Origin of the sequence: Salipiger mucosus DSM 16094 (assembly GCF_000442255.1) — a bacterium.
GTDB classification, from domain to species: Bacteria; Pseudomonadota; Alphaproteobacteria; order Rhodobacterales; family Rhodobacteraceae; genus Salipiger; species Salipiger mucosus.
In genome coordinates, this window is sequence record NZ_KE557284.1 from 55221 (window position 1) to 69883 (window position 14663).

14 protein-coding genes are annotated in these 14663 nt (G+C 71.2%); 9 read left to right on the plus strand and 5 right to left on the minus strand.

What is annotated here, in order from left to right; genetic code table 11:
• Position 1 precedes the first annotated feature (1 nt).
• The 5 genes from SALMUC_RS23645 to thrS all read right to left on the minus strand — a co-directional run bounded on the left by SALMUC_RS23645 (position 2) and on the right by thrS (position 4992).
• Positions 2–577 (minus strand): DoxX family protein, encoded by a 576-nt coding sequence (locus SALMUC_RS23645; RefSeq protein WP_020041952.1) that lies wholly within the window; start codon positions 575–577, stop codon positions 2–4.
• A 1-nt stretch (position 578) separates the two neighbouring features.
• Entirely contained in the window at positions 579–1316 is a 738-nt protein-coding gene (locus SALMUC_RS23650; RefSeq protein ID WP_021120899.1) for an HvfC/BufC N-terminal domain-containing protein, read from the minus strand.
• Between the two features lie 170 nt (positions 1317–1486).
• Positions 1487–2338: an MNIO family bufferin maturase gene (gene bufB / locus SALMUC_RS23655; protein WP_020041954.1), complete on the minus strand. Its 852-nt coding sequence runs from the start codon at positions 2336–2338 to the stop codon at positions 1487–1489.
• A gap of 59 nt (positions 2339–2397) precedes the next feature.
• Entirely contained in the window at positions 2398–2700 is a 303-nt protein-coding gene (locus SALMUC_RS23660; protein WP_020041955.1) for a BufA1 family periplasmic bufferin-type metallophore, read from the minus strand.
• Between the two features lie 300 nt (positions 2701–3000).
• Positions 3001–4992, minus strand: a complete 1992-nt coding sequence (gene thrS / locus SALMUC_RS23665) for a threonine--tRNA ligase (protein ID WP_020041956.1) — start codon at positions 4990–4992, stop codon at positions 3001–3003.
• A gap of 207 nt (positions 4993–5199) precedes the next feature.
• Here thrS and SALMUC_RS23670 point away from each other — a divergent pair, with 207 nt between their 5' ends.
• The 9 genes from SALMUC_RS23670 to SALMUC_RS23710 form a co-directional block, all read left to right on the plus strand.
• On the plus strand, positions 5200–6456 hold the full coding sequence (locus tag SALMUC_RS23670; RefSeq protein ID WP_020043618.1) for an MFS transporter: 1257 nt from the start codon (positions 5200–5202) through the stop codon (positions 6454–6456).
• 62 nt (positions 6457–6518) lie between these two features.
• Positions 6519–7112 (plus strand): LysE/ArgO family amino acid transporter, encoded by a 594-nt coding sequence (locus tag SALMUC_RS23675; RefSeq protein ID WP_020043617.1) that lies wholly within the window; start codon positions 6519–6521, stop codon positions 7110–7112.
• Positions 7113–7170: 58 nt separating this feature from the next.
• Positions 7171–8073: a DMT family transporter gene (locus SALMUC_RS23680; protein ID WP_020043616.1), complete on the plus strand. Its 903-nt coding sequence runs from the start codon at positions 7171–7173 to the stop codon at positions 8071–8073.
• Between the two features lie 110 nt (positions 8074–8183).
• Positions 8184–8381 carry a hypothetical protein gene (locus SALMUC_RS23685; RefSeq protein ID WP_020043615.1) on the plus strand — a complete coding sequence of 66 codons (198 nt, stop codon included), beginning with the start codon at positions 8184–8186 and terminating at the stop codon, positions 8379–8381.
• 217 nt (positions 8382–8598) lie between these two features.
• On the plus strand, positions 8599–9165 hold the full coding sequence (gene betI / locus SALMUC_RS23690; RefSeq protein WP_021120901.1) for a transcriptional regulator BetI: 567 nt from the start codon (positions 8599–8601) through the stop codon (positions 9163–9165).
• A complete protein-coding gene (gene betC, locus SALMUC_RS23695; RefSeq protein WP_021120902.1) occupies positions 9162–10673 on the plus strand; it encodes a choline-sulfatase in 1512 nt (503 codons plus the stop codon). The genes betI and betC overlap by 4 nt, the downstream gene beginning before the upstream one ends.
• Before the next feature lie 17 nt (positions 10674–10690).
• A complete protein-coding gene (gene betB, locus SALMUC_RS23700) occupies positions 10691–12151 on the plus strand; it encodes a betaine-aldehyde dehydrogenase (RefSeq protein WP_020043612.1) in 1461 nt (486 codons plus the stop codon).
• A gap of 175 nt (positions 12152–12326) precedes the next feature.
• Positions 12327–13979: a choline dehydrogenase gene (betA, locus tag SALMUC_RS23705; protein WP_020043611.1), complete on the plus strand. Its 1653-nt coding sequence runs from the start codon at positions 12327–12329 to the stop codon at positions 13977–13979.
• A gap of 156 nt (positions 13980–14135) precedes the next feature.
• Positions 14136–14663, plus strand: a 528-nt coding sequence (locus SALMUC_RS23710) for a thermonuclease family protein (protein WP_245584739.1), incomplete at its 3' end; no start/stop codon positions are given.

Genomic DNA, 14663 nt, shown 5'->3' on the forward strand with positions numbered 1-14663 from the left:
CTCAGGCGGGGCGGGGTGTTGCGCGGGGCCACCATGCCGCGAGCGCGCGGTCGGCCGAGAGGGCGCCCGCGCCGCGGATCGTGAGGGTCACGAGCAGGAAGGCCCAGAACAGGCGCTGGTCGAGGATGGGGGAATCCGGGTGGCGGTCGAGCCAGGCGCCGAGGGTCTCGGGCTGGCCGATGGCGCCGTGGCCGTAGAGATCGGTGAGCGTCTGGACCGCGATGAAGCCCAGCATCCCGAGCGCCGAGAGACGCGTGGCGAGTCCCGCAACGATCAGAAAAGGCAGGATAAATTCCGCCCAGGTGCCCGCGACGGCGACGGCCCAGTGCAGGGGGCCGAGCTGCGAGACGTCGTAGCTCACGGCCTCGAACTGGCGGGGCCAGATCTGGGCGTAGGCGCCGCTGGAGGGGGAGAGGAAACCGAACGGGCCGTCGCCGAGCTTGGTGCGGGCGGAGGCCCAGAAGTAGCCGAGCAGGGTGGCGGCGAAGACGAGGCGCGCGAGCAGTGGCAGCAGGTCGGAGGCATGGTGTTCCACGGCGCTGAAGAGGCGATTGTGCAGGGAAATCAATTGGTTCATGTCACGTCTCCTCGAGGCCGGTGATGGCGCCATGGCGCAGCAGGAGGGCCAGGGTCGGGCCCGGATCGAAGGTGGGGCCGGCGGCCTCGGTGGCCTTGCCCAGGGGGTGCCCCTTGGCCAGTGCGGCGACAAAGGCCGCACCGCCCGGGGGCGCGATATGTGGTATCGAGTCGAACTCCGGCCGCAATATGAGGGCGGTTTCGGCCCTTGCGGGCGGTTTCGGGGAGTCCCGGTCGAGGGCGTGGTTTCGGATCGAGAAGGTGGGCCATTTGGAGGGGACGAGGCGCAGGGCCGGGGCGAGGTGCAGGCGCAGGGCGGCGAGGCGTTCGGGCGCGTGACGCGACAGCGCGGCGGGATCGATCGGGGCGGCATCGGCGGCATGGTAGGACTGCCGCATCGCCAGGTCGAGACGCGCGCAGTCAGGAAGATATCCGAGCTTTTCCAGTGGCTTGAAGGCTTCGAGGAAGGCCGGGAGGCCGCTGCCGTAGTGCATCATCAGGGGCGATGACGGCGGCTCGGCGCGCAGGTAGGCATCGGCGATGACGGTGAAATTCCGCTCCCCGACAAGGGCGCGGACGGTGGGAAAACCCACTTCGAGGGCCTCGCGCAGGGAGTGGGCGACGTTGTTGCGGTAGACGTCGTAGCGGCGGCCGGCGGGGGCTCCTGTACCAGTCGTAAGGCCTTTCGGTACAGGACGGGCCGGATCGAGCAGCGCATCGCGGAAGTCCTGTTGGCTCACCGCCGCCGGATCGGGCCGTGCCGTACCGGTCGTACGGTCTTTCCGTACGGGTCGGGCGGGTGCCGGAGGCCGGGGCGTGCCAGCCGCTTCGGGATCGGGCCTTCCCGTACCGGTCGTACGGGATTGCCGTACGGGAGCGCCTGGCGCGTCGCGGAGCGTGTCGCGGAGGGTCATGCCGCCACCTCGCAGAGGGCGAGCGCGGCTTCGGCGCGGCGGGCCTCGGCGGCGAGGACGGGCCAGTCGGGGACGTCGGTGTCCCACTCGACGAGAACCGGCCGGGGACCGGCGCGGCCGAGGGTGTGGCCCAGGAGCGACCAGACCGGATCGGCGGTCGGGGCGCCGTGGCTGTCGATCAGCAGCGGGGCGCCCGCGTCGTCGGTGTCGGCGTCGTGGCCGCCGACGTGGATCTCGCCCACGCGGTCCAGCGGGAAGGCGTCGATGTAGTCGCGCGGGGCGAAGCCGAGGTTGGTGGCCGAGACGAAGACGTTGTTCACGTCGAGCAGCAACCCGCAGCCGGTGCGGCGGGCGATCTCGGCGAGGAAGTCGGGCTCGGACCAGGTGCTCTCGGCGAAGGCGAGGTAGCTGGAGGGGTTCTCGAGCAGCATGCGGCGGGAGAGGCGCGCCTGCACCTCGTCGATGTGATCGCAAACGCGGGAGAGCGTCGCGGCGGTATAGGGCAGGGGCAGCAGGTCGTTCAGGAAATGGCTGTCGTGGGTCGACCAGGCGAGATGCTCGGAGAAGCTCGCCGGGTTCAGCCAATCGACGAGATGCGCGAGGCGCGCGAGGTGGTCGGGGTCGAGCCGGCCCTCGCCGCCGATGGAGAGGCCGACGCCGTGCACCGAGACCGGAAAGCGTTCGGAGAGGGCGCGAAGCTGGGCGAGGGGGCGGCCGCCGTCGCCCATGTAGTTCTCGGCGTGGACCTCGATCCAGCGCACCGGGCCGGGGTCGGCGGCGATCTCGGTGAAATGCTGCGGCTTGTAGCCGACGCCGGGGGCGGCGGGCAGGCGGGTGAGGTCGGTCATTGCAGGTCCTCCCGGAGGTCGCGCGGGGCGGGCGGCGCGGCCCGCCCCGCGGCATCGGCTCAGCTGGGGATGTCGCGCTCGAGCGGTTCGAGCGAGCCCATGCGGGGGGTGCCGTCGGCCATCGCGGGCAGCTCCATGTCCATGCAGGTGCCTTCGTCGACGAGCGTCCAGCTGTTGCCCTGGTAGTCGACGGTCGAGGTGCCGGCGCAGGTGGTGCCGGGGCCGGCGGCGCAGTCGTTCTCGCCGGCCATGGCCACGCCGTAGCACTTGACCTGCTCCTGCGCGGCGGCCGGGGTGGCGGCCCCCGCGAGAGCGGCTGCGACGGCGCCGGCGAGCGCGGCGGCGGTGGTGGTCCTGGTCATCTTCAACTTCCCTTGGCTGTCGTTGTCTCTCACCGGCGGTTCCGGTGGTGACTCCAGCCTGCCGCGACAATCCGCCACGCACCATTCACGGCGCCGTGGCTCACGCGGGCGTCAGGCGGCGTCAGCGCCGGGTGACGTGCGGCGCCGGGGGAACGCCCGAATTTCCAAGGAAATTTCCGGCGCGTGGCTGCAAATGTTGCGGGTGACGCGGCGTCGAACGACGGATTGTTACAACGCAAACGGCCCCCGCCGGAGGGGCGGGGGCCGCGCGTGAGGGATGTTACAGGATCGCCGGGGCGATCAGCGCAGGTCGGGCGGGGTCGCACCGGTGCGGAACTCGGCCACGGCCTCGTCCAGCGACATGACCGCGGTCTGCTTCTCGCCGAGACGGCGGACGGTGACGGTGCGCTCCTCGACCTCGCGGTGACCGACGGCGAGGATGACCGGCACCTTGCCGACCGAGTGCTCGCGGACCTTGTAGTTGATCTTCTCGTTGCGGGTGTCGGCCTCGGCGCGGACGCCGGCGGCGGTCAGGTCGCGGACGACCTCGTGCACGTAGTCGTCGGCCTCGGAGGTGATCGAGGCGACGACCACCTGACGCGGGGCCAGCCAGAAGGGCAGCTTGCCGGCGTGTTCCTCGATCAGGATGCCGATGAAGCGCTCGAAGGAGCCGAGGCAGGCGCGGTGCAGCATGAAGGGCCGCGTCTTTTCGCCGTCGGGGGCGATGTAGGTCGCGTTCAGCCGCTCGGGCAGGTTGGGGTCGACCTGGAAGGTGCCGCACTGCCAGACCCGGCCGATGGCATCGGTCAGGTAGAAGTCGAGCTTGGGCCCGTAGAAGGCGCCGTCGCCGGGTTCGAGCACGTAGTCGCGGCCGACCGCCTTGATCGCGTTCTCGAGCGCGCCCTCGACGTAGTCCCACGATTCCTCGGTGCCGACGCGCTTTTCGGGGCGCGTGGCGAAGCGGATCTCGAACTCGGGGAAGCCCAGCTCGCGGTAGATCTCGGCGAGGAAGTCGATGAAGCGCGCGCATTCCTCCTGGATCTGGTCCTCGGTGCAGAAGATATGCGCGTCGTCCTGGGTGAAGCCGCGCACGCGCATGATGCCGTGCAAGGCGCCCGAGGGCTCGAAGCGGGCGCAGGAGCCGAACTCGGCCAGCCGGAGCGGCAGGTCGCGGTAGGACTTTAGACCCTGGTTGAAGACCTGGACGTGGCAGGGGCAGTTCATCGGCTTCAGCGCGTTGATGCGCGTCTGGTCCTTGTTCTTCGCCTCGGCATCGTCGGTCTCGCCGTCGCGGGATTCATCCACCTCCACGATGAACATGTGGTGCTGGTACTTGTCCCAGTGGCCCGAGGCCTCCCACAGCTTGCGGTCGACGACCTGGGGCGTGTTGATCTCGCGGTAGCCGCCGGCGCGCTGCTTGCGGCGCATGTAGTCCTGCAGCGTGGTGTAGATGGTCCATCCGCCCGGGTGCCAGAAGACCTGGCCGGGGGCCTCTTCCTGCATGTGGAAGAGGTCCATCTCGCGGCCGAGACGGCGGTGGTCGCGCTTGGCGGCCTCCTCGAGGAAGGTGAGGTAGTTCTTGAGGTCCTGCCGGTTCTTGAAGGCCACGCCCTGCACGCGCTGGAGCATGGGGCGCGAGGTGTCGCCGAACCAGTAGGCACCGGAGACGCCCATGAGCTTGAAGGCATCGGCGGGAAGCTGGCCGGTGTGCTGCAGGTGCGGGCCGCGGCAGAGGTCCTGCCAGTCGCCGTGCCAGTACATGCGGATCGGCGCGTCCTCGGGGATGCGGTCGATGAGCTCGACCTTGAAGGGCTCGCCGGTCTGCTCGTAGTGGGCGATCGCGCGGTCGCGGTCCCAGACCTCGGTGCGCACGGGGTCGCGGGCGGCGATGATCTGCTTCATCTTCGCCTCGATCTCGCCGAGGTCCTCCGGGGTGAAGGGCTCGGCGCGGTCGAAGTCGTAGAACCAGCCGTTGTCGGTGACGGGGCCGATGGTGACCTTGGTGTCGGGCCAGATCTCCTGCACGGCGCGGGCCATGACGTGGGCGAAGTCGTGGCGGATCAGCTCGAGCGCCGCGTCGTCGTCCTGCATGGTGTTGATGGCGATCTCGGCGTTTTCCGAGATCGGCCACTGGAGATCCCAGTGCTGGCCGTTGACGGTGGCGGAGATGGCCTTTTTCGCGAGGCTCTTCGAGATCGCGGCGGCCACCTCGGCGGGCGTGGTGCCGGCGGGAAACTCGCGCGCGTTGCCATCGGGGAAGGTGAGGGAAATCTGGGACTGGTCGAGGCTCATCGGCCTGGTCTCCTCGTCGGTCTGGCGCCCACGGAACGCCCGGTTGCGGGTATGGTGTGAGGCGCCTTGTGGCGCGCGGCCCCCCGGCTGTCAAGCGCGGGCGGGCCGGGGCGCCCGGCCGGCGGGGCGCCGCCGGGGCGGAAGCGGCGCGGGAACCTTCGTGCCGCGAGCGGCGTTGAGGAGCGACCCAGCGATCCGCAAGGTACCATGACGACATTCGACGAACGCCGTGTCTTCGACACGTTGACAGAGGCCGGGGACGCGGCGGACCGGACGGAGGCGCGCAACGGGCTGCGCCACGTGGTGTCGCTCTCCATGACCAAGCTCGCCGACGGGCTGATCAATCCCAAGCTCGTGCTCACGTGGCTGGCCGGGGCGCTTGGCGCGCCCGCGGCGGTGACGGGGCTGCTGGTGCCGATCCGCGAGGCGGGCGCGCTGTTGCCGCAGATGCTGCTGGCGGGGCCGGTGCAGGGCATGGCGCATCGCAAGTGGGCCTGGGTGCTGGGCTCGCTGGGGCAGGGGATCGCCGCGGCGGGCATGGTCGCGGTGGCGCTGACGCTGGAGGGCCGGGCGGCGGGCCTGGCGCTCTGCGCGCTGCTGGCCCTGCTGGCGCTGTCGCGCTCGGCGGCCTCGGTCAGCTACAAGGACGTGCTGGGCAAGACCGTGCGCAAGACCCGGCGCGGCTCGGTCACGGGCACGGCGGCCTCGGTCGCCTCGGTGGGCGTTCTGGTCTTCGCGCTGCTGCTGATGTCGGGCCTGCTGGAGACCGTCGCGGCGGTGGCCTTGGCGATCGGGCTGGCCTCGATCCTGTGGCTGGTGGCGGGGGCGCTGTTCTCGCGGCTCGAGGAAGAGGCCAGCGCGGAGGCGGGCGAGGCGCCGGTGATCGACCTGGCGCCCTGGCGCGAGGACGCGCAGTTCCGGCGTTTCGTCTACGCGCGGGGCGCGCTGACGGCGACGGCGCTGGCGCCGCCCTACATCGTGCTGCTGGAAGGCGAGGGCGGCGCGCTGCAGGCGCTGGGCGCGCTGGTGCTGGCGAGCGCGGCGGCCTCCTTTGTCAGCTCCTATGTCTGGGGGCGGCTCGCGGACCGCTCGTCGCGGCAGGTGCTGGTGCTGGCGGGCTTCGCGGGCGGCGCCGCGATGGCACTGGCGGCGCTGGCGGGCGCGCTGGGCTGGGCCGCGACCGCCTGGGTGGCGCCGCTGGTGCTCTTCGGGCTGATGGTGGCCTACCACGGCGTGCGCCAGGGACGCTCGACCTACCTGGTCGACATGGCGCCCGAGGACGCGCGGGCGCGCTACGCGGCGCTGGCCAACACGCTGATCGGCGGGCTGCTGCTGCTGACGGGCGCCTTCGGGGGCGCGCTGGCCTTCGTCGGGCCGGTCGCGGCGCTGGCGGGCTTTGCCGTCCTGAGCGCGCTGGGCGGCGTGCTGGCACTGGGCCTGAAGGAGGTCGAGCGCGCAGGCTGAGCCTCTGGCGGCCCGGTGCGGGGCCGTGCTACCGCGCCTGCGGGGCAAGGGCAGGAGCGCACATGCAGTCGGCCATCGCGGGCTTCGCGCTCGGACTTTCGCTGATCCTCGCGATCGGATCGCAGAACGCCTTCGTGCTGCGGCAGGGGCTGCGGCGCGAGCACGTGGGCACGGTGGTGGCGATCTGCGCGCTCTCGGACGCGGCGCTGATCGCGGCGGGCGTGTCGGGCTTCGGCGCGCTGACGCGCAGCGTGCCGGGCCTCGAATGGGCGATGCGGCTGCTGGGCGTGGCCTTCCTGGGCTGGTACGGCGCGCGCACGCTCGGGGCGGCCTGGCGCGGGGGCGACCGGCTGGAGGCGGGCGCGGCGGCCGGGAGCCGGCGCGCGGCGGTGCTGACCTGCCTCGCCTTCACCTGGCTCAACCCGCATGTCTACCTCGACACCGTGGTGCTGCTGGGGGCGGTCTCGTCGCAATACGCTGACCGGACGTGGTTCGCGCTGGGCGCGATGAGCGCGTCGCTGTGCTTTTTCACCGCGCTGGGATACGGCGCGCGGGCGCTGGCGCCGCTTTTCGCGCGGCCCGGGGCCTGGCGGGCGCTGGACCTGCTGGTGGGGCTGACCATGTGGGCCATCGCCGCCAAGCTGCTGCTGGGCTGAGGCCGGCCCCGGGCCCGGGGGTCTTGTGCCCGCCGGTCACAGGAGTAAGACACGCGGCATGGATACCACCCAAAGCGCGAGCCCGGTCCGGGGCATTCTGTGGATGGTGGTCACGGGGCTGTGCTTCGTGGCCGTCACGGCCCTGGTCAAGACGCTGGCCGGGCGGGTTCCGGCGGCGGAATCGGCCTTTCTGCGCTACGTCTTCGGCCTTGTCTTCCTGCTGCCGGCCTGGCGCAGCCTGCGCGACCTGAGGCTCACGAAGCGCCAGTGGGGGCTGTTCACCCTGCGCGGCGCCGCCCAGACGCTGGGGGTGATCTGCTGGTTCTACGCCATGACCCGCATCCCCATCGCCGAGGTCACGGCGATGAACTATCTCGTGCCGGTCTTCGTCACGGTGCTGGCGGTGGTCTTCCTGGGCGAGCGGCTGGCGGGCCGCCGGATCGGTGCCATCGTGGTGGCGCTGCTGGGCGCCATGCTGATCCTGCGGCCGGGCTTCCGCGCGCTGGACCCGGGGCATTTCGCGATGCTGGGCACGGCGACGCTGTTCTCTGTCTCCTACCTCATCGCCAAGATCGTCTCGGGCGAGATGCGCGCCTCGGTGGTGGTTGCGCTGCTGTCGATCACGGTGACCATCGGGCTCGCGCCCTTTGCCATCGCGGTCTGGGTGACGCCCTCGCTGGCGGATCTCGCGGTGCTGGCGGGCGTGGCCTGTTTCGCCACCGGCGGGCACTACGCCATGACGCTGGCCTTCGCCGCGGCGCCGGTGACGCTGACCCAGCCGGTGACCTTCCTGCAGCTGGTGTGGTCGGTCGCCATCGGGGCGCTGTTCTTTGCCGAGCCGGTCGATCCCTTCGTGGTCGCGGGCGGCACGGTGATCGTGGGGGCGGTGGTCTTCATCACCTGGCGCGAGGCGGTGCTGAAGCGGCGGATCTCGCCGCTGGGGACCGAGGGGAAGTTTTAACGTCTGCGGAAACGCTGTGTTTCCGCTGTCTGAAAAAGCCTTTGACGCTGCGTAATCCTGCCGCAATCGCGGGGCAGCCTCCTGGTTACCGAAGGGTTCAGGAGTGCATCATGTTTGCAGAAAACACATTGACCGAGAGCATGGACGAGGTTCGCGATTTCCTTCTGCGCGAGCGGGAAAAGACATTGTCCGAGATGGAGTGGCGGTTCCGGGCGCGGGGCTATGGCTACAATCTGCGCCGCATCGAGGCGGGCTTCGAGGTGGCCCGGCTGCCGCAGAACACGGTGCTGGGGACGTTGCGGGTCTGATCCGCGCCGCCCCGGGCGTTGTGCCGCCTCGCCGGCCGCTTGTGCGTATTTGGCACAAGAAGAAGCCTGGGGGGGGGGCGCCGGGAGCCGCTGGCGGTGGGCTTCGTTTGCGGGTTTCCTGGCAGGAAGACACGGGCGGGCGGCGGCTGCCGGGTGTTTTGTTGATTGACGGGTCAATCAAAATCGGGAAGGGTGCCGGCCGACAGGAGGGTGGCGCTTGCCGAGAGTTGGACAGGAACCGAAGCGGCGCGCGGCGCTGGTGGCGGCCACGGTGGCCGAGGTCGGGGCGCGCGGCTCGCTCGACGTGACGGTCGGGCAGATCGCGCGGCGCGCGGGCATGTCGCCGGCGCTGGCGCATCACTATTTCGGCGGCAAGGTGCAGATCTTTCTCGCCGCCATGCGCCATATCCTGTCGGAGTATTCCGCCGAGGTGCGCCACGCGCTGGCCGGGGCGCCGGAGGGGCGCCGGCTGGAGGCGCTGATCGCCGCCAATGTCGCCGAGAGCTGTTTCCAGCCGGCGACCGTCTCGGCCTGGCTGAACTTCTACGTGCTGGCGCAGCGCGAGCCGGAGGCCGCGCGGCTGCTGCGCGTCTACCAGGCGCGGCTGCACAGCAATCTCGTCCACGCGCTGCGCGGCCGCGCGCGCGATCCGCGCGATACCGCCCGGACGCTGGCGGCGCTCATCGACGGCGTCTACCTGCGCGCGGCGCTCGACGGCGCGGGGGTGGGCAATGCCGCCGCGCAGCTCATCGCCACCGCCCAAGCCCTGACAGGAGAGTCATGACCCGGCCCAATATCCTCATCCTCATGGTCGACCAGCTGAACGGCACGCTCTTTCCCGACGGGCCGGCCGACTGGCTGCACCTGCCGAACCTGCGCCGGCTGGCGGGGCGGTCGACCCGCTTCGCCAATGCCTATACCGCGAGCCCGCTCTGCGCGCCGGGGCGGGCGAGCTTCATGTCGGGGCAGCTGCCCAGCCGGACGGGCGTTTACGACAACGCGGCCGAGTTCTCGTCGGCGATCCCGACCTACGCGCATCACCTGCGGCGGGCGGGCTATCACACCGCGCTCTCGGGCAAGATGCATTTCGTCGGGCCCGACCAGCTGCACGGCTTCGAGGAGCGGCTCACGACCGACATCTACCCGGCCGATTTCGGCTGGACGCCGGATTACCGCAAGCCGGGCGAGCGCATCGACTGGTGGTATCACAACATGGGTTCGGTCACCGGCGCGGGCGTGGGCGAGATCAGCAACCAGCTGGAATACGACGACGAGGTGGCGCATTTCGCGAAGATGAAGCTCTACGACCTGGCGCGCGGCAACGACGCGCGGCCCTGGTGCCTGACGGCGAGCTTCACCCATCCGCACGATCCCTACGTGGCGCGGCGGAAGTACTGGGATCTCTACGAGGATTGCGCGCACCTGCTGCCCGAGGTCCCGGCGCTGGCCTACGAGGATCACGATGCGCATTCGCAGCGCATCTTCGATGCGAACGACTGGCGCAACTACGAGATCACCGAGGACCATATCCGCACCGCGCGGCGGGCCTATTTCGCCAATGTCTCGTATCTCGACGACAAGATCGGCGAACTTCTGGCGGTGCTGGAGGAGACGGGTCAGGAGGCGGTGGTGGTCTTCTGCTCGGACCACGGCGACATGCTGGGCGAGCGGGGGCTGTGGTTCGTAAGAATGAGCTTTTGCGAGGGCTCGGCCCGCGTGCCGCTGATGATCTCGGCCGCCGGCATGGCGCCGGGGCGGGTGGCGGCGCCGGTCTCGACGCTGGACCTCTGCCCGACGCTCTGCGAACTGGCCGGGGTGAGCCTGGAGGAGGTCGCGCCCTGGACCCAGGGCGAGAGCCTCGTGCCGCTGGGGCAGGGCGGCGAGCGGGTCTCGCCGGTGGCGCTGGAATACGCGGCCGAGGCCTCCTACGCGCCGCTGGTCTGCCTGCGACAGGGCAAGTGGAAATACACCGCCTGCGCGCTCGACCCCGAGCAGCTCTTCGACCTCGAGGCCGACCCGCACGAGATGACCGACCGCGCGGGCGACCCGGCCTGCCGCTCGGTGCTCGAGGGGTTCCGGCACGAGGCGGGGCTGCGCTGGGATCTGGCGCGCTTCGACGCCGAGGTGCGCGAGAGCCAGGCCCGGCGGCACGTGGTCTACGAGGCGCTGCGGCAGGGCGGCTACTACCCCTGGGATTACCAGCCGCTGCGCGATGCCTCCGAGCGCTACATGCGCAACCACATGGACCTGAACGTGCTCGAGGCGCGCCAGCGCTACCCGCGCGGCGACTGAGGCGAGGCGTGCCTGCGATGAGCTACGATCCGCAGCCCGAGGCCAGCCACTACGTGGCGGGCGGCTACATCGAGGACACGGGCGGCGCGCCGCTCGAGGTGGTCTATCCCTTCACCGGCGCGCGTATCGCGCGGCTGCACTGCGCCACGGACCGGGTGATCGAGCTCGCGCTCGCCTCGGCGCTCGAGGCGCAGGAGGTCTGGGCGGCCATGAGCGGCACCGAGCGCGGCCGCGTGCTGCGCCGCGCCGCCGACATCATGCGCGGCCGCAACCGGGAACTGTCGGAGCTCGAGACGCGGGACACCGGCAAGCCGCTGCAGGAGACGCTGGTGGCCGATGCGACCTCGGGCGCCGATGCGCTGGAATACTTCGGCGGCCTCGCGGCGACGCTGACCGGCGAGCATATCCCGCTGGGGACGGACTGGGCCTATACCATGCGCGAGCCGCTGGGCCTCTGCGTCGGCATCGGCGCCTGGAACTATCCCACGCAGATCGCCTGCTGGAAGGCGGCGCCGGCGCTGGCCTGCGGCAATGCCATGGTCTTCAAGCCTTCCGAGGAGACGCCGCTGAGCGCGCTGAAGGTCGCGGAGATCCTGACCGAGGCCGGGGCGCCGCCGGGGCTCTTCAACGTGGTGCAGGGCGGCGGCGATGTCGGCGCGGCGCTGGTTGCGGACGCGCGCGTGGCCAAGGTCTCGCTCACCGGCTCGGTGCCCACGGGGCGGCGCGTCTATGCCGCGGCGGCCGAGCGCATCAAGCACGTCACCATGGAGCTCGGGGGCAAGTCGCCGCTCCTCGTCTTCGACGACGCCGATGTCGAGGACGCGGTGGGCGGCGCGATCCTGGGCAACTTCTACAGCTCCGGGCAGGTCTGCTCGAACGGCACGCGGGTCTTCGTCCAGCGCGGTCTGCGCGAGCGCTTCCTGCGCCGGCTGTCGGAGCGGCTGGAGGCGGGTGTCGTCATGGGCGATCCGCTGGACGAGGCGACCAACATCGGCCCGCTGGTCAGCGCGGCGCAACGCGACAAGGTGATGGGCTACATCCGGCAGGGCGCGCGCGAGGGCGCGCGGCTGATCCACGGCGGCACCGCGGGGCCGGGCCCGGGCTTCTTCGTCGCGCCGACGGTCTTCGCCGACGTGACCGACGACATGGTCATCGCCCGCGAGGAGATTTTCGGGCCGGTCATGGCGGTGCTGGATTTCGACACTGAGGAAGAGGCCGTCGCGCGGGCCAACGCCACGCCCTTCGGCCTCTCGGCCGGGGTCTTCACCCGCGACATCGCCCGCGCGCACCGGGTGATCGGACGGCTGCACGCGGGGAGCTGCTTCATCAACTCCTACAACGACGCCCCGGTCGAGGTGCCCTTCGGCGGGGTCAAGGCCTCGGGCGTGGGGCGCGAGAACGCGAAGGCCGCGATCGAGCACTACTCGCAGCTCAAGTCCGTCTACGTCCGCATGGGCGCGGTGGAGGCGCCGTTCTGATGCCGTTGACGATGGAGATCTGCCCGACCGCTGCGCGCGGCCGGAAAGGGGATTTGCGTATTTGGAGAAAGATGAAAGGCCGGCTGGCCGCGTGCCCCGGGCTCTTCTTCTTGTTCCAAATACGCACAAGCGGCTTGCGGTCCGGCACTGCGCCGGGGGCCGCGCGGAGCCGATGATGCAGGCCGACTACGTCATCGTGGGCGCGGGCTCGGCGGGCTGCGCGCTGGCCTTCCGGCTGGCCGAGGCGGGGCGCTCGGTCATTGTGATCGAGGCCGGTGGCAGCGACGCGGGGCCCTTCATCCAGATGCCCGGCGCGCTGAGCTACCCGATGAACATGGCGCGCTACGACTGGGGCTATACCTCCGAGCCCGAGCCGCATCTCGGCGGGCGGCGGCTGGCCTGTCCGCGCGGGCGGGTGCTGGGGGGATCGTCCTCGATCAACGGCATGGTCTACGTGCGCGGGCATGCCTGCGACTACGACCACTGGCGCGAGGCCGGGGCAGAGGGCTGGGGCTTTGCCGACGTGCTGCCCTATTTCCGGCGGATGGAGAACTGGCACGACGGCGGGCACGGCGGCGATGCCGCGTGGCGGGGGACCGATGGGCCGCTGCACGTCACGCGGGGGCGGCGGGACAACCCGCTGGTGGGCGCCTTCGTCGAGGCCGGGCGGCAGGCGGGCTACCCGGTGACGCCGGATTACAACGGCGCCCGGCAGGAGGGCTTCGGCCCCTACGACATGACCGTCTGGAAGGGCCGCCGCTGGTCGGCGGCGAGCGCCTACCTGAAGTCGGCCCGGCGCCGCGGCGCGCGGGTGCTGCGCGGGCAGGCGCGGCGCGTGGTGATCGAGGAGGGCCGCGCGCGCGGGGTCGAGGTCGACATGCGCGGCGGGCCGCGGGTGATCCGGGCGGCGCGCGAGGTGATCCTCGCTGCCTCGGCGATCAACTCGCCCAAGCTGCTGATGCTCTCGGGGATCGGACCCGGGGCGGAGCTGGCCGGGCACGGTGTGCCGGTGCTGGCGGACCGGCCCGGGGTGGGGGCGAACCTGCAGGATCACCTCGAGGTCTACCTGCAGATGGCGGCCACGAAGCCGGTGAGCCTCTACCGGTACTGGAACCTTGCCGGGAAGGCCTGGGTCGGGGCGCGCTGGCTCTTCACGCGCAGCGGGCCCGGCGCCTCGAACCAGTTCGAGAGCGCGGGGTTCATCCGCTCGCGCGCGGGCGTGCGCTATCCCGACATCCAGTTCCATTTCCTGCCCATCGCGGTGCGCTACGACGGGCAGGCGGCGGCCGAGGGGCATGGCTTCCAGGCGCACGTCGGGCCGATGCGGTCGGCCTCGCGGGGGGCGGTGACGCTGCGCAGCGCCGACCCCGAGGCCGCGCCGCGCATCCGCTTCAACTACATGAGCGAGCCGCAGGACTGGGCCGATTTCCGCGCCTGCATCCGGCTCACGCGGGAGATCTTCGCGCAGGAGGCCTTCGCGCCCTTCGCGGGGCAGGAGATCCAGCCCGGGGCGGCGGCGCAGGACGACGCGGCGCTGGACGAGTTCGTGCGCGAGCATGCCGAGAGCGCCTATCACCCCTGCGGCACCTGCCGGATGGGGCGGGCCGACGATCCGGGCGCGGTGGTCGACCCCGAGGCGCGGGTCATCGGGGTCGAGGGGCTGCGGGTGGCCGACAGCTCGGTCTTTCCGCGGATCACCAACGGCAATCTCAACGCGCCCTCGATCATGGTGGGCGAGAAGGTGGCCGACCATGTCCTGGGCCGCCGCCTGCCGCCGGAGAACGCCGAGCCCTGGGTGCATCCGGACTGGCGGACCGCGCAGCGGTAGCGGCGCCGGATTCGTTAATCGGTCTTAACGATTTCCGTTGAACTCGGGCCTGTCTGCGCCGATGTAGCGGGGATGTTAAGACTTTGTTCTCTTCTCGTTCTTATGCTTGCCCTCGCTCCCGGACTCGCGCGGGCCGATGCGGCGGGGCCGCTGCGCGTGATCGACGGCGATACCTTCGACGTCGGCGGCACGCGGGTGCGGCTGCACGGGGTCGATGCGCCCGAGACGGACCAGATGTGCGGCGGCGACGGCGTGCCCATGTGGGGCTGCGGCGCATGGGTCAATGCGCGTGTCGCGGCGCGGTTCGAGGGGCGCGAGGCGCGGTGCATCCGCGTCGACACGGATGTCTACGGCCGCGAGGTGGCGCGCTGCACGGTCGGCGGCGAAGACCTGGGCGAGGTGCTGGTGCGCGAGGGGCTGGCCTTTGCCTACCGGAGGTACTCGATGGACTACGACCTGGCCGAGAAGGGCGCGGCGGTGCAGGGCCGGGGTCTGCACGGCGAGGGCGTGACGCCGCCCTGGACCTTCCGCGCCCGGGCCCGCGAGGCGCGGGCGGCGGCCAGCCTGCGCGCGGCGCCGGAGGGCTGCGAGATCAAGGGCAACGTCTCGGGCGACGGGACGCGGATCTACCACGTGCCGGGGCAGATGCACTACGGCCGCACTCGGATCTCGCCGGAGAAGGGC

Coding starts and splice junctions, on each gene's coding strand:
- SALMUC_RS23680 (WP_020043616.1), top strand. CDS start 7,171: ATGGATACCACCCAAAGCGCGAGCCCGGTCCGGGGCATTCTGTGGATG.
- betA (WP_020043611.1), top strand. CDS start 12,327: ATGCAGGCCGACTACGTCATCGTGGGCGCGGGCTCGGCGGGCTGCGCG.
- betC (WP_021120902.1), top strand. CDS start 9,162: ATGACCCGGCCCAATATCCTCATCCTCATGGTCGACCAGCTGAACGGC.
- thrS (WP_020041956.1), bottom strand. CDS start 4,992: ATGAGCCTCGACCAGTCCCAGATTTCCCTCACCTTCCCCGATGGCAAC.
- SALMUC_RS23685 (WP_020043615.1), top strand. CDS start 8,184: ATGTTTGCAGAAAACACATTGACCGAGAGCATGGACGAGGTTCGCGAT.
- SALMUC_RS23675 (WP_020043617.1), top strand. CDS start 6,519: ATGCAGTCGGCCATCGCGGGCTTCGCGCTCGGACTTTCGCTGATCCTC.
- SALMUC_RS23670 (WP_020043618.1), top strand. CDS start 5,200: ATGACGACATTCGACGAACGCCGTGTCTTCGACACGTTGACAGAGGCC.
- bufB (WP_020041954.1), bottom strand. CDS start 2,338: ATGACCGACCTCACCCGCCTGCCCGCCGCCCCCGGCGTCGGCTACAAG.
- SALMUC_RS23660 (WP_020041955.1), bottom strand. CDS start 2,700: ATGACCAGGACCACCACCGCCGCCGCGCTCGCCGGCGCCGTCGCAGCC.
- SALMUC_RS23645 (WP_020041952.1), bottom strand. CDS start 577: ATGAACCAATTGATTTCCCTGCACAATCGCCTCTTCAGCGCCGTGGAA.
- betB (WP_020043612.1), top strand. CDS start 10,691: ATGAGCTACGATCCGCAGCCCGAGGCCAGCCACTACGTGGCGGGCGGC.